Origin of the sequence: Winogradskyella litoriviva (genome assembly GCF_013249065.1) — a bacterium.
Classification (GTDB): domain Bacteria; phylum Bacteroidota; class Bacteroidia; order Flavobacteriales; family Flavobacteriaceae; genus Winogradskyella; species Winogradskyella litoriviva.
Map to the genome: position 1 here is coordinate 46,003 of NZ_JABRWQ010000001.1, position 14,952 is coordinate 60,954.

Genomic DNA, 14,952 nt, shown 5'->3' on the forward strand with positions numbered 1-14,952 from the left:
AAGCGGTTATTTTTTGTCATTCCTGCGTAGGCAGGAATCTATTTTTAAAATTCTCTAATATTTTGGATTCCTGCCTTCGCAGGAATGACAAACTTAAATTTTATTATTACTAAGAGTTTCACAGAGATTTTTCCCTTTGCTCTGTATGACAACTCTACGTCAGTTCGAGTGAAATTGCCTTTTCTGCAATTTTGTATCGAGAACTTTTTGATTAGCTTCTCAATACAATTTGCTCATGCTTCACAAATCGCTCGAAGTGACGTTATTTTCTGTTGGACCGTTACTTCTGCGTTAGCGATTGATGTGGCATCCTTTTTTGCCATTAAAAGCAAAAAAGATATAACGGAAAGCGCGACCCTTGTGGTAACGCCCAAATTATTTTAAACTAATTCGTTCTCTACTTTAACCATCCAATTAAATTTATCTTCAATCTTACCTGTTTTTATGGCGTTAAGAGTGTTATTCACCTCTAATCCAACAGGATGTTTATCTGAAACATGAATGGTTTTTTCTCCCATGGCAATTTCTTGAATATAAGCAATACCAACGGCTGTTCCAGTTCCGAAGGCTTCCTCTAAAGTACCATCTATTGAAGCATCTCGTATTTCTTGAATGGTAATTGCTCTTTCTGTCACCTCGAATCCTTTATCTCTTAAAATATCGATAACACTCATTCGGGTGATGCCATCTAAAATAGAACCATCGCGTTTTGGCGTGATGAATTTTCCATTGATTTTAAAGAAGATATTCATGGTGCCAACTTCTTGAATATAATTATGCTCAACAGCATCTAACCACAATACTTGGTCGTAACCTTTAGCTTTTGCTAATTCTGTTGGACGAATGGCTGCAGCATAGTTTCCTGCGGCTTTAGCTTCTCCTGTTCCACCTGAAGCTGCACGTATATATTTGTTTTCTGCCCATAATTTTATTGGTTTACTAAAAAATGGTCCTGCTGGCGACGCCATAATTATAAACTTAAAATGTGTTGCTGCTCGCATACCTATAAACGCTTCGTCTGCATACATGAACGGTCTTAAATATAAGGCGCTTCCGTCTGTTGGTGGAATCCAATTTCGTTCTAAATCGACTAATTGTTTTAAACCTTCTACAAATAAATCTTCGGGAAAAGATGGCATTCCCATTCTATCAGCACTAAAATTTAATCGAGATGCATTTTTTGATGGTCTAAATAGCATTGGGTTTCCATTGGTATCTACAGTGGCTTTCATCCCTTCGAAAATGGCTTGTCCATAATGCAAGGCCATGGCCGCAGGATGTGTAGGTATCATTCCCATAGGTTCTATTCTTGGATTTTCCCAAACTCCATTATTATAATCGCAAATAAACATGTGGTCTGTGAAGGTTGTGCCTAATGGTATGTTGTTGAAGTCTATGTTTTTGACTTTGGATTCGGTTACTTTGGTTATTGAAATGTTGTGTTTCATAATCTTATGCCCACGAAAGTGGGTATCTCATTAATTAAACTTAATTTTTTATTATGGATTCCTGCCTTCGCTGGAATGACAAAACGATTTATATTTTTCGGTTCACATCAAATTTCTCAAAATAGTCAGCCACTTTGCGGACAAAACTGCCTCCTAAAAAGCCATCTACAACACGATGATCGAATGATAATGATAAATACATCATACTTCTAATTGCAATTTCATCTCCTTTTTCAGTAGTAATAACTTCTGGTCGTTTTTTAATTATTCCTAAAGCTAAAATGGCAACTTCTGGTTGGTTGATGATTGGTGTTCCCATAACACTGCCAAAAGTTCCTACGTTTGAAATTGTGAAGGTGCTTCCCTTAATATCGTCACCTGCTAATTTGTTTTCTCTTGCTTTTCCTGCAAGTTCATTTACGTTTTCAGCTAATGTTTTTAAATCCTTAGTATCAGCATTTTTCACTACCGGAACTATTAAGTTTCCACTTGGTAAAGCCGTTGCCATACCAATATTTATATCTTTTTTTACGATGATGTTATTACCATCAACTGATGCGTTTATATTCGGGAAATCTTTAACTGCTTTTGCGACTGCTTCTATAAATAATGGTGTGAAGGTTAAACGTTCACCGTACTTTTCTTGAAATGCATTTTTATTGGCATTTCTCCAATTAACCATATTGGTTAAATCGGCTTCAACATAAGCTGTAACGTGAGGCGATGTGTGTTTTGAATACACCATATGGTCTGCAATCATTTGGCGCATACGGTCCATTTCAATAACCTTTCCTTTGCCTTTATCGAATTGCAATTGCGGAATACGATACGCTGTTGGGTCTTTAACTACAGGTTGTGCAAATTTATATGGTCGACCATCTTCTATATATTGAAACACGTCACTTTTTCGTAATCTACCTTCGTTTCCTGATGCTGGAATTCTTGCTAATTCTTCAAAACTGATATGATGTTCTTTTGCTATTTTGATGATTAATGGTGAAAAGAAAAGAGCCCCTTCTGACTTCCCCAAAGGGGAAGAAATACTGTTGACTTCTTCTTTTTGAGAAAGGTTTAATCTTGAATTAGGTTTTTGAGCTTTTTTCTTCGGAATTGATTTTTCATTTAAAATGACAGGTTTCTTAACTGAAGATTTTACTTCTTCTGAAATTTCAAGAATTGCGATAACTTCTCCAACAGGAACAACATCTTTAGCTTGAAACAATGTTTTTATCAATGTACCAGATGCTGGTGCAGGCACTTCATTATCTACTTTGTCTGTAGCTACTTCGAGGATAATATCGCCTTCGTCAAATACATCTCCTTCAGCTACTAACCAATTGATAATAGTCCCTTCTGTTATACTTTCGCCCATTTTGGGCATTCTTAATTCAAACTTCGTCAAAATTTTTAATTTTAAAGAATTAAAGATAATTAATATGAATGTTTTCAATTGATAAAATCTTAATACATAAATTTAAACAGCAAAATTTCCTTTTAAAAACAATTAAAAAAGAAAAATCATCTATTATTTAATATATTTGATATACGAAAAAAATTATTTTTCTTATGCCACATACACTCGATAAAATAGACACACAATTATTAGCTATACTTCAAAAAAACAGTAACCGAACAACAAAGAGTATTGCTGAAGAACTCGGAATGACAACATCACCAATATTTGAACGCATTAAAAAATTGGAAAAAGAAGGCTATATAGAGAACTATGTAGCTGTATTAAATAATAAAAAAATCGGTCTAAAACTGACTGTTTTTATAGGAATTACCTTGCAAGGGCATACCCGAAGTTATTTGGAAAAATTTGTAAAGGAAATTAACAACTTTCCTGAAGTTATAGAATGCCATCGCGTCAGCGGAAACTTTGATTATTTATTGAAATTGGTGGTTGAAGATATTGAAGCATATGAAACTTTTATCATTTCTAAATTGACATTGTTGCCTTATTTGGGTAATGTTCAGAGTTTGATTGCTTTATCGACGAGTAAAGAGACTAATGAGATAGATTTGAGTCGTGTGTTGTGAGTGACGTTATTGCGAAACGTTTTTCTAGCCATGGCAATCTGTCTTTTCGGATTCTTTAAACTAGTTCTTAAAACACCCCTAAAGTCCCCTCAAGGGGACAATCTACATAACATCATTTTTCAAAAGTTTCACGTAATGTCTGATAAACTTTATCTTGAACTTTCATGTTTTCTGGAACTTCACGAAGTGGTTCCACTTCTTTTAAAGTTTCATGGCAGTCTGCTGGTAATTGCTGATACAGCTGTGTGCCTTTTGTTTTCCATGCAATCATTTCATCGGTAACACCACGGATGATTTTAGCCGGATTACCAACTACTAAACTTCGATATGGAATCTTTGTTTCGGCTTTTACAAATGACATAGCTCCAACGATACATTCATCACCAATTTCGGCATCATCCATAATTACAGTATTCATTCCTATAAGACAGTTTTTGCCAAGATTAGCACCATGAATAATAGCTCCATGACCAACATGTGCACTTTCTTTAAGTGTAATCGATTTTCCTGGAAACATGTGAATGGTACAATTTTCTTGTACGTTGACGCCATCTTCTAAAATAATTTGTCCCCAATCACCACGAATTGCAGCTCCAGGACCTATGTAACAATTTTTTCCAATAATAACATTTCCAGTTACAGCTGCTAAGGGATGTACAAAACTGGATTGGTGTACTACTGGTATGTAGCCATTAAAACTGTAAATCATAAAGCAGCCCCTTTTAATTTCCCCAGAGGGAAAAAACACTTATGTGTTCTTACTGTTATATTCTTACTCATTTTTTCGTGAATTAGTTCCTTCCCTCTGGAAAGGTTAGGATGGGCTTTTTTATTTATATGTTTTTAATTTCTCTTTTGTAAAATCACTTAACACTAATCGTCCACTAGTTGCTGCGCGTTCTGCTAACAAAGTATCCCAATGGTCTGTACCTTGCCAAAATACTTTTTTCATTTCTAACATAGCTTCAGTATTATAGGTACATAAATGCTCTGCTGTTTGTTTTACAGCCTCGTCTAATTCTTCTGTTGTATCAAAAACATGTGTGTATAATCCTTTTTGTTTTGCAAATTCTGGTGAATAAAATGTGTTTGCATCTATGGCGATTTGCGACATAGCACTTAATCCCATTTTGCGCTCTATTGCTGGTCCAACTACAAATGGCCCAATACCAATATTTAGCTCACTAAGCTTAATGGCTGCAAATTTAGTTGCCATACAATAGTCGGTTGCAGCTGCTAAACCTACACCACCTCCAACGGTTTTTCCTTGTACACGTCCAATGATGAATTTTGGACATTTACGCATGGCATTTATCACATTAGCAAAACCCGAAAAGAATACTTTTCCTGTTGCTGCATCGTTGATGTTTATGAGTTCTTCGAAGCTTGCTCCTGCGCAAAAGGTTCTGTCTCCTCCACTTTTAAGGACGATTACTTTTATAGCATCATTAGTTCCTGCATCTGTTATTGTTTGTGCTAATTCTGCTAAAACATCTCCAGGTAATGAATTATGAGCAGGATGAAAAAATTCTATGTATCCTACTTCGTTTTTTATTTCTTGTTTTACGTATGGTTTTGTCATGATTTTTCTAAAATTAACTCCTCAATTTTATTAATATATTTTTTAGCGTTTTCGTTTTTAGGATCTAAAACTAAAGATTTTTTGTAGCTGTTTAACGCATTATTATAATCTTCAGTTATAAAATAGGCTTCACCTAAACTATCATAAAAATTAGCATTTTCAGGATACTCTTTTGTAAGATGCATAAAAAAGTCAACCGCTTTTTTTTGTTTATTTTCATTCAGCAATTGATATCCATAATTATTCAAGCTTCTTAAATTTATGAAATACTTTGCAGTATCTGTTTTCAACTCTCTAAATTCTTTAAAAGCATTTTCAGAATTTCTTAAAAAAGTCTGTTTCAATTTTGAAGCTAAATTAAGTTTAGGGTATTTTATTAAATCTGCTTCAATTTCGGTAAAAAACAAATTTGCCCAATCATTAAAAGCAGCGTCTGACACATTGTTGATAATTACTACAATTCCGTAATCGGAATCAGGACAAATTAACAAACCACTTTGTATACCTTTACTTGTACCAGTTTTTGAATAATAGTAACCTTCTTCTTCTCCAACACCAATATTTTGCCACAAGTAACCAATATTTTCATCGTCTTCTTTGTCTTCAAATAATGAACGTGATACTTCATTTACCCAAGGTTTATTTTTACTTTCAATAAGATATTGCATATATTTTGCCATGTCTGGCAAAGTTGAAATTGCACCACCAGCTGCACCATATAATGGACAATAATCAGTCATTGCAGGTTTACCATCACGATTTCCTTTAACTAAATTGGCTTTAAATTTTTCTGATTCGTTTAAAAATGTGTTGTTCATTCCAATCTCAGAAAGTAAATCTTTTATTTGAGTCTTAAAAGACTTTTTATTTACCTTTTCTAAAATATAAGCCAAAATTTCAGGCCCAATATTATTATACATAAACTTAGTTCCTGGCTTGTTTACGACCTCAACATTTTTTAAATCTTCTAATAAATCTTGAATCGTATACTCCGCATTTTCTTCACCGTTTTTTAATTGGTTGTAATAAGTTTGTAAACCTTTTGTTGTTTTACTTTCTAGACCTAAACTGTGAGTCAGTAAATGTTTAATTGTTATTGGTTGACCTTCAAATTCTAAATTCTTATAGTCGTCACCCAAATACTTGCGGATGTCATCGTCTAAACTAATTACACCAGACAGCACAGCTTTAGAAGCTAAGGCACCTGTGAAAGTTTTGGTAATAGATGCTATTTCATAAAGCGAACTATCACTAGGTATATTTTTTTTTCCATTTTCTATTTCGCCATAATAATTCTGATAAGTTTCACCATCTTTATAAACCGCTAATGCAATTGAATTTATGTTCCCTTTTTGCAACGTATTTTTAGCGTACCCATCTATTAATGAAGTTAATTTGCTAAAAGTTTTATCCTCGGAAATTTCAATCTTTTCCGCCGTTTCTTTTGAATTGTTACAGCTGAAAACTAAAATACTAATGATAATGAATTGAATTAATTTCATATTTCTAAATGATTTTTTAAATTAACTCGAACTGCTCGAAATGATGATTCAGATGCTTTCGTTCTAAAAGATACGCTTCATATTTATTCAATTCTCCGAAAACTAAATTCTTTAATCTAACCTCTGGATTTTCTTTATAAAATTCTAGATACTTCTTGCGTTGCTCTTTAAATTTTTCGATTGCTGTTTCTAAATCTACATGTTTTAAATCTTCTAACGTATCTTTTTCTAAATGTGGGAATTGAGAGTTTTCAGGAAACTTTCTATAATTATATAAACTATGATGCACTTTCTCTAAAATAGTTGAAGGTGTTGCAATCTCAAAATCTTGAATTTCTCCAGAAGCAATTTTATAGGTGTATTCTAAATGTTCAATCATATGTTGTGGCGTCATGATTCCCCATTTAGGTTTAGCATCTGCTTTTAAATTAGAAAGACATTCGTCAATTTTTTCTTCTGTCATTTCAATAAAAGTTTCTTGCTTTTTTTCTACCATCGTTAAAATGGTTGCAACAGCTACTAACGGACTATCTTTTTCAGTTTTCTGACTTTCTGGACGGTTTTCAAAATTAGCATCAAAAACCTCAACATGCCATTTTACAATACCACTTGGGTGTTCTGCAGAAGAAACATCTCTATCTACTTTTTCTTTACAGGTTAAACGTACATAAATGGTATCGTTATGATATAATGGTCGTAAAAAACGGATACTATCTAAACCATAATTAGCTGCTACAGGTCCTTTATTTGGATACACAAACAATCCTGCTGCTGCAGAAATAATAAAATATCCATGCGCTGTTCTCTTTTCGAAAATACTGCCATCTAACGAAGTAATATCAGTATGCGCATAAAAATGGTCCCAAGTTAAATTGGCAAAATTCTGAATGTCATTATCAGTAAGCGTACGTTTGTGGGTTTTTAGCGACATTCCTGGTTGAATATCTTCCCAATGGTATTGAAACGGATGCTTTTCTGCTTCTTTGTATTTCGCATTTTGTTGATAAATTCCAGTAATTTCGGTAATCGTAGTTGGCGAACCTTGAATGGCTGTACGTTGTAAATAATGCTTAATTCCACGCATGCCTCCCATTTCTTCGCCTCCACCAGCACGACCTGGACCACCATGTACTAAATATGGTAATGGCGAACCATGACCTGTACTTTGCTTGGCACTTTCTCTATTTAAAACTAAAATTCTACCATGATGACTTGCCGCATTTATCACATAATCTTTGGCAATTGTATCATCGTTAGTCGCGATAGAAGATACCAATGAGCCTTTACCCATTTGTGCTAAAGTAATGGCTTCATCTAAGTTTTTATAAGGCATTATGGTACTTACTGGTCCGAAAGCTTCACGTTCGTGAATGACTGTATTTTGAAATGGATTATCTGCTCGTAATAAAATCGGACTAATAAATGCACCTTTTTTGGCATCTGCTCCAATGGTATTAATTTCGTCTAAATTACCATACACAATTTGTGCTTCTTTTGACAAATCGTTGACCGAATCTCGAACTGCTTGTACTTGTTGATGACTGACTAAAGAACCCATTCTAACTTCTTTCAATCTTGGGTCTCCAATAGTTACTCTATCAAGCTGTTTTGCTAATGCAGTTTGCACATCGTCTACTAATTTCTCAGGAACAATGATTCGTCTAATGGCTGTACATTTTTGTCCAGCTTTAACCGTCATTTCTTTTCTAACTTCTTTAATAAACAAGTCGAATTCTAGTGTTCCAGGAACCGCATCTTCTCCTAAAATGGAAGCATTTAAAGAATCGGCTTCCATAGTAAAAGGCACAGATTCTTGAATTAATCTTGGATGCGCTTTTAGTAATCGTCCAGTTTGTGCAGAACCTGTAAAAGTCACTACATCTTGAGATTCTACGGTGTCTAGAATAGTTTTAACCGTTCCGTTTATGATTTGTAATGCCCCTTCTGGCAATATTCCAGAATCTATAATGGTTCTTGCAACGGCTTCTGCTAAATACGATGATGAAGGTGCAGGTAACACCACAGCAGGAACTCCTGCCATCCAGTTTACCGCACATTTTTCTAACATTCCCCAAACTGGGAAGTTAAATGCGTTGATGTGTACTGCAACGCCTTTTTTAGGCACCATAATATGATGCGCCATAAAGCGTCCTCCACGAGATAAATCGATAGCATCACCTTCAACGTGATAGGGTTGATTTGGAAACAATTTTCGTAACGACGCATTAGCAAATAAGTTCCCAAAACCACCTTCAATATCTATCCAACTGTCTACTTTGGTTGCTCCAGTTCTGTAGCTTAAATCGTAAAACGCATCTTTTCTTTTTGTAAGATATAATGCTAGTTTTTTAAGCATGTTTCCACGCTCTTGAAAGGTCATTTTACGAAGTACTTCTCCTCCTTTTGCTCGTCCGTAGTTTAAAATTTCAGGAACGTCTAATCCTTCTATTGCAACGCTAGTGAATGCTTCACCTGTTACTGCATCTAAGATTGGTGTTCCTTCTTCTTTTCCTGTTGTCCATTGTCCTTGGACGTAGTGTTCTACTTTTTTCATTTATTTCTTCTTTATGTTCATTTTGTCTTGAAACAAAACGAACCAAAAATTCAAGTTGAAATGAGGAATTTTTAAAACTTGTTCCACAGTTTTAAAACCTCAAAATGAAATCTAAATTTTTTCCAAGGATTCAAAAATTTTAAACGATTTCATTTTTTTATTCTGCATTTCAACGGTGACTATCAGCTATTTTGAGTCTAAAACCTATAACTGAATCGCCTATTTTCTAATTTCTTTATTCTACTCTTTCAATAATTGCTGCATAACCTTGTCCAACACCAATACACATGGTAACTAATGCATATTTTTTATTTTGCTCGTGTAATTCTAAAGCTGCTGAATATGCAACTCTTGCTCCTGTTACACCAAGCGGATGGCCAATTGCTATTGCTCCTCCGTTTGGATTAATTCTTGGGTCGTTATCTTCCAATCCCCAAGCACGAATGCAAGCCAATGCTTGTGCTGCAAAAGCTTCGTTAAGCTCGATAATATCTATATCATCCATGGTTAAACCTGCTTTTTCCAGTGCTTTATTTGAGGCTTGTACAGGTCCAATTCCCATGATTCTTGGCTCGACACCAACCACTGCAGAGCTTACTATTCTTGCCAATGGGTTAAGATTGTATTTTTTTACTGCATCTTCGGATGCTATGATAGTTGCTGCTGCTCCATCGTTTAATCCTGAAGAATTTCCTGCGGTTACGCTTCCGCCTTCTTTTTTAAAGGCTGCTCTTAGTTTTCCTAAAACTTCTAACGAGGTAGTTGGTTTTACAAATTCATCTTTTGAAAATTGTACTGGATCTTTTTTACGTTGTGGAATTTCTACAGTGACTATTTCTTTTGCTAAGCGACCATTTTCCTGTGCTTTGGTTGCCTTTTGTTGACTCCAAAGTGCAAATTTATCTTGGTCTTCACGAGAGATCTTATATTTTTCCACTAAGTTTTCTGCAGTCATTCCCATGCCGTCTGTACCATACATTTCTTGCATTTTCGGATTTATAAATCGCCATCCGAAAGTAGAATCATACATTTTAGAATCGCCTCCAAATGCGGATGATGGTTTTGCCATGACGTATGGTCCGCGTGTCATGTTTTCTACTCCGCCAGAAATAAACACATCTCCATCGCCAGCTTTTATGGCTCTGTTTGCGTGAATAATTGCAGATAGTCCTGAACTGCATAATCGGTTTACGGTTTCTCCAGGAACTGTAAATGGTAATCCTGCTAAAAGTGAAGACATACGCGCTATATTACGATTGTCTTCTCCTGCTTGATTTGCACAACCCATTATCACATCGTCGTATGCTTCTTTTGGAATGTTTGGGTTACGTTTTACAATTTCTTGAATTACTAATGCGCCTAAATCGTCTGTTCTAACTGCAGATAATGTGCCTTTGTAGTTTCCTATTGGTGTTCTAATTCCGTCTATTATGTATGCTTCTTTCATCTTAAATGCCTGCGAAAGCAGGTATCTTTTAATTATTACTATTCTTTTTGGCGTTACCTAAAGGTCGGGCTTTCGGCAGTCGCTTTTTTTGAGAAAAACAAAAAAGAGCTTCAACAAATGCCTCAATCCCTAACGCACTTACTTGTTATGTTTTTCCTTAGCCTAAGTTTATTTTCTTTTAACTAAGAGATTCCTGCCTTCGCAGGAATTAGTTCCAATCTTTTTGAGTTCTATAAACAACACCTTTAAAAAGCGCTACTAATTCATCTCCTCTTTTTACTTTAATAATATTGAAGCCTAATTTATTTTTTACGTTTTCTATAACAGATTCTGCGGTTAAATAATCACCTTCTTCTAAAGCCTCAATATGGTTAATGCTTGTTTCTATTGATACTGCATATTTACCATGTGTATTTGCTGCAAATCCGAATGCTGTATCCGCTAAGGAATAGCTAATACCTCCATGTGCTTTACCCATACTGTTTAGCATTTCTTTTCTTACAGTCATCGCAACTTTACATCTACCAATTTCGCATTCTAGAATTTCTATTCCTAGCCACGTGCTATACGCATCTTGGGAAAGCATTTTTTGTGGAATAGCTTCGCCTTTCATTTAAAAAAAGGTTTTATTTTCTCTGTTCATTCTACGTAATAAAGGACTACAACGGTATCTATCTTCATGGTATTCGTTATATAATTCGTCTAATTTAGACACACACCAATCGATACCTTTCTCGTCTGCCCAAGCCAATAATCCTTTAGGATAGTTGACACCTTTGGTCATAGCATTATCTATGTCTTCTGCTGAAGCAATATTTAAGAATAGTGCATCTGCTGCTTCGTTGATTAGCATGACTAAAACTCTGTTGAAAATAGTTTTAGATAATACTGCATCTTTTGTTGGTTCTGGTTTTACTGCTCCTTCAGAATAATCGTAATAACCTTTTCCTGATTTTCGTCCTAAATATCCTGCTTCACTTAATCGTTTCTGTGTAAAGCTTGGCTTGTATCTTGGGTCGAAATAAAAAGCGGTAAATACGGTTTCGGTTACTGTGTAATTGACATCGTTTCCTATAAAGTCCATCAACTCAAATGGTCCCATTCTGAAACCACCTAAACTTTTCAAACTGTAATCTATGGTTGCGAAATCTGCTAATCCTTCTTCGTAAATTCTTAGTGATTCGCCATAAAAAGGTCTTGCTACTCTGTTTACTATAAATCCTGGAGTGTCTTTAGCTACTGCTACTACTTTTTTCCAATCGGAAATCGTTTGTATTGACTTTTTAAGAACTTCTTTTGAGGTTTGGATGGCTGGAATAACTTCCACTAATTTCATTAAAGGTGCTGGATTGAAAAAATGAATTCCGACGCAGCGTTCTGGTTTTTCTAATGATGCAGCTATGGAAGCAATGGATAAACTAGACGTGTTTGAAGCGATGATACAATCGTCTGCAACATAACTTTCTAATTCTGAAAAAACTTTCTTTTTAATCTCTAAATTTTCAATTATTGCTTCAATTGTTAAGTTAGAATCTGCTAGATCCTTTAAAGTATCGACGTATGAAATATTAGATTGAATTCTGTTTTTTTCTTCAGTATCTATTCGTCCTTTTTCAATAAGACGATTTAAAATTTTCTCTAAATTTGCTTTAGCTTTATCCAATGCTGCTTGATTAGTATCGTATAATTTAACTGTACAACCAGAAGTTGCTGCGACTTGCGCGATGCCACTTCCCATGGTTCCTGAACCTATTATTCCTATGTTCATGTTTTTTACTTTTATTGTGGATTCCTGCCTTTGCAGGAATGACAAAACTGTTTCTTTTTTATAAGATCCTGAAACGAGTTCAGGATGACAAACCTAAAATGGTAGGTTTGTCACATCTACATTACCGCCAGACAAAATAATGCCGATGTTTTTATTTTTAAATTCTTCTTTGTTTTTTAAAACTGCTGCAAAAGGAACAGCGCATGAAGGTTCAATAATAATCTTCATGCGTTCCCAAATTAATTGCATAGCATTTATAATTTCATCTTCTTCAACACGAATAATCTTATCCACATATTTTTGAATAATCGGAAAATTACGATCACCTAAATGCGTTCTTAATCCATCAGCAACGGTATGAAAACTCTCGTTAGTTTCTATTTTACCTGAAATTAATGAGCGATAAGCATCATCTGCTTCCATAGGTTCTCCTCCAATCACTTTACAGTTGTTTGAAAAGTAGTGTGCTGCCAGCGCTGTGCCTGCAATTAATCCTCCTCCTCCAACTGGTGTTAAAATTAAATCTAAATTTGGTTGTTCTTCTAACAACTCAATTGCTGCTGTACTGTTTCCGTAAATGACCTCATCTTGATTTGATGGATGTAAAAATGTCGCTCCTTTTTCTTCTTTTATGCTATTAGCAGTTGCTTCTCTTGCTTGAGGTGTCGAATCACATTCTATGATTTCTCCTTCATACGTCCTAACACCATCTTTTTTGACTTGAGGTGCATTTTCTGGCATTACAATATAAGCTTTAACTCCTAGTTTTTTAGCTGCTAATGAAACTGCTTGCGCAAAATTACCAGAGGAATGTGTGACTACGCCTCGTTTCCTTTCTTCCTGAGAAAGCGATAGAATTGCGTTGGCTGCTCCACGCATTTTAAAGGCTCCCATTTTTTGGAAATTTTCACACTTAAAATACAAATTACAACCAGCTTTTTCATCTAATAATTGTGATGTTAACACAGGTGTTTTGTGAATAAATGGTTTTATTCGGTTGTGGGCTTGTATGAGAGTTTGTTTGTTCATATTTGTTCTCGATACAAAATTGCTAAAAAAAACAATTTCACTCGAACTAACGTTAATCTAGTTCCCTTTGAATTTTGGTTGACGTTTTTCTATAAATGCTGCCACGCCTTCTGCATAATCTTTGCTTTGTGCTGCTTCTATTTGTAATTTAGATTCTAAAGCTAATTGCGATTCTAAATCGTTTGTCATGGATTTATTGAATAATTCTTTAATTAAACCTAATGCTTTGGTTGGCATATTTGCTAGTTTTAAAGCTAGCTTATTAATTATTTCTTGGAATTCTTCAGTTGGAACACATTTATAAATCATTCCCATTTTCTCCGCTTCTTCAGCTCCAATTTTATCACCTAACATTGCTAGTGCTAATGCTTTTTGAAAACCAATAAGTCTTGGTAAAAAGAATGTTCCCGCACTATCTGGCACTAAACCAATTAAGCTAAAGGCTTGAATGAAGCTTACTTTTTCGTGAGCGACAACTACATCACAAGCTAAAGCGATATTGGCTCCTGCTCCTGCTGCTACACCATTGACTGCTGCAATAATTGGTTTTTTGATAGCACGAATTCTTGTGATGATTGGATTGTAATGCTCGTCTAATATTTTTTTGAATCCTGGATTTAAATCTGGATCTGTAACTTCTTTTAAATCTTGTCCAGCACAAAACGCTTTTCCGTTTCCTGTAAGCACAATTGCTCTTACTTCATCGTTTTTTTCGCAAGCGTCTAATGTATCGTGTAATAAAAATGCCATTTCACGATTGAAACTATTAAATACTTCTGTTCTATTTAGCGTGATATACGCTACTTTGTTTTCAATTTTAAGCTGAATGCTTTCCATATAATTTCTTTAATTGTGGATTCCTGCCTTCGCAGGAATGACAAAACACTGTTTTTATTTAGGTTCTCGATACAAAATTGCAAAAAAGCAATTTCACTCGAACTGACGTAACTTTCTAATTTTGATGAGATCCTGAAATCAGTTCAGGATGACAACAAGTTGTCATTTCAAACATTTAAAATAGTCAAAAGGTTCTTGGCAATCGTCACACTGAAATTGTGCTTTACATGCTGTGGAACCAAACTGACTTACTAATCTTGTATTTGTGGAACCACAATTAGTACATTTTACTAATCGTTTTCCATTTAATAGCACATCTTTATCTGCTTCTGCATTTAAAGGTGCTGCAATTCCGTAATCTTCTAATGCTTTACGACCTCTTGGTGTAATCCAATCGGTTGTCCAAGCTGGATGCAAAATCAAATCAATTTCGGATTCGTATCCTGCTTTTTTTAAAGCTGCTTTTATATCGTCTCCAATGACATCCATTGCTGGACAGCCACTATAGGTTGGTGTAATTTGAACTTTAACAATGTTATTTTCGATAACAGCAGAACGTACAACTCCCATATCCATGATGGATAATACTGGGATTTCTGGATCAGACACTTTTTCCAGAATTGGAATTAAAGACACATTTATTTCTGAAGCCCCTTCTAGCTTCCCCAAAGGGGAAGAACTCTTACTCGAATGTTGTATGTCTTTAACTTTATTCATAATCGTTTCTTCCCTTTGGGAAGAT

General features: G+C 34.9%; 13 protein-coding genes. 1 reads left to right on the forward strand and 12 read right to left on the reverse strand.

Annotated features, from left to right (window positions below):
• Window positions 1-380 precede the first annotated feature (380 nt).
• Window positions 381-1,448: a branched-chain amino acid aminotransferase gene (locus HNV10_RS00180; RefSeq protein ID WP_173299318.1), complete on the reverse strand. Its 1,068-nt coding sequence runs from the start codon at window positions 1,446-1,448 to the stop codon at window positions 381-383.
• A gap of 88 nt (window positions 1,449-1,536) precedes the next feature.
• Window positions 1,537-2,820: a dihydrolipoamide acetyltransferase family protein gene (locus HNV10_RS00185; protein WP_241695434.1), complete on the reverse strand. Its 1,284-nt coding sequence runs from the start codon at window positions 2,818-2,820 to the stop codon at window positions 1,537-1,539.
• 194 nt (window positions 2,821-3,014) lie between these two features.
• On the opposite strand from HNV10_RS00185, the gene HNV10_RS00190 reads away from it, so the two are divergent.
• Complete coding sequence (locus HNV10_RS00190) at window positions 3,015-3,491, forward strand: Lrp/AsnC family transcriptional regulator (protein WP_173299319.1); 477 nt, start codon at window positions 3,015-3,017, stop codon at window positions 3,489-3,491.
• A gap of 112 nt (window positions 3,492-3,603) precedes the next feature.
• Here HNV10_RS00190 and HNV10_RS00195 read toward each other — a convergent pair whose 3' ends face one another.
• The 10 genes from HNV10_RS00195 to paaD all read right to left on the reverse strand — a co-directional run bounded on the left by HNV10_RS00195 (window position 3,604) and on the right by paaD (window position 14,927).
• On the reverse strand, window positions 3,604-4,200 hold the full coding sequence (locus HNV10_RS00195; protein ID WP_173299320.1) for an acyltransferase: 597 nt from the start codon (window positions 4,198-4,200) through the stop codon (window positions 3,604-3,606).
• A 120-nt stretch (window positions 4,201-4,320) separates the two neighbouring features.
• Entirely contained in the window at window positions 4,321-5,073 is a 753-nt protein-coding gene (locus HNV10_RS00200) for an enoyl-CoA hydratase/isomerase family protein (protein WP_173299321.1), read from the reverse strand.
• Window positions 5,070-6,575 carry a serine hydrolase domain-containing protein gene (locus tag HNV10_RS00205; RefSeq protein ID WP_173299322.1) on the reverse strand — a complete coding sequence of 502 codons (1,506 nt, stop codon included), beginning with the start codon at window positions 6,573-6,575 and terminating at the stop codon, window positions 5,070-5,072. Before HNV10_RS00205 ends, HNV10_RS00200 begins: the two co-directional genes overlap by 4 nt.
• Window positions 6,576-6,591: 16 nt before the next feature.
• Window positions 6,592-9,129: a phenylacetic acid degradation bifunctional protein PaaZ gene (gene paaZ / locus HNV10_RS00210; RefSeq protein ID WP_173299323.1), complete on the reverse strand. Its 2,538-nt coding sequence runs from the start codon at window positions 9,127-9,129 to the stop codon at window positions 6,592-6,594.
• 235 nt (window positions 9,130-9,364) lie between these two features.
• Window positions 9,365-10,576, reverse strand: coding sequence for a 3-oxoadipyl-CoA thiolase (gene pcaF / locus HNV10_RS00215; protein ID WP_173299324.1), 1,212 nt, complete (start codon window positions 10,574-10,576; stop codon window positions 9,365-9,367).
• Between the two features lie 208 nt (window positions 10,577-10,784).
• Window positions 10,785-11,189, reverse strand: a complete 405-nt coding sequence (locus HNV10_RS00220; RefSeq protein ID WP_173299325.1) for a hotdog fold thioesterase — start codon at window positions 11,187-11,189, stop codon at window positions 10,785-10,787.
• Window positions 11,190-12,344, reverse strand: a complete 1,155-nt coding sequence (locus tag HNV10_RS00225) for a 3-hydroxyacyl-CoA dehydrogenase NAD-binding domain-containing protein (RefSeq protein WP_173299326.1) — start codon at window positions 12,342-12,344, stop codon at window positions 11,190-11,192.
• Window positions 12,345-12,437: 93 nt separating this feature from the next.
• Window positions 12,438-13,373, reverse strand: coding sequence for a threonine ammonia-lyase (locus HNV10_RS00230; RefSeq protein ID WP_173299327.1), 936 nt, complete (start codon window positions 13,371-13,373; stop codon window positions 12,438-12,440).
• Between the two features lie 57 nt (window positions 13,374-13,430).
• Window positions 13,431-14,210, reverse strand: coding sequence for an enoyl-CoA hydratase-related protein (locus HNV10_RS00235; RefSeq protein ID WP_173299328.1), 780 nt, complete (start codon window positions 14,208-14,210; stop codon window positions 13,431-13,433).
• Window positions 14,211-14,372: 162 nt separating this feature from the next.
• Window positions 14,373-14,927, reverse strand: coding sequence for a 1,2-phenylacetyl-CoA epoxidase subunit PaaD (paaD, locus tag HNV10_RS00240; protein ID WP_241695435.1), 555 nt, complete (start codon window positions 14,925-14,927; stop codon window positions 14,373-14,375).
• Window positions 14,928-14,952: the final 25 nt, after the last annotated feature.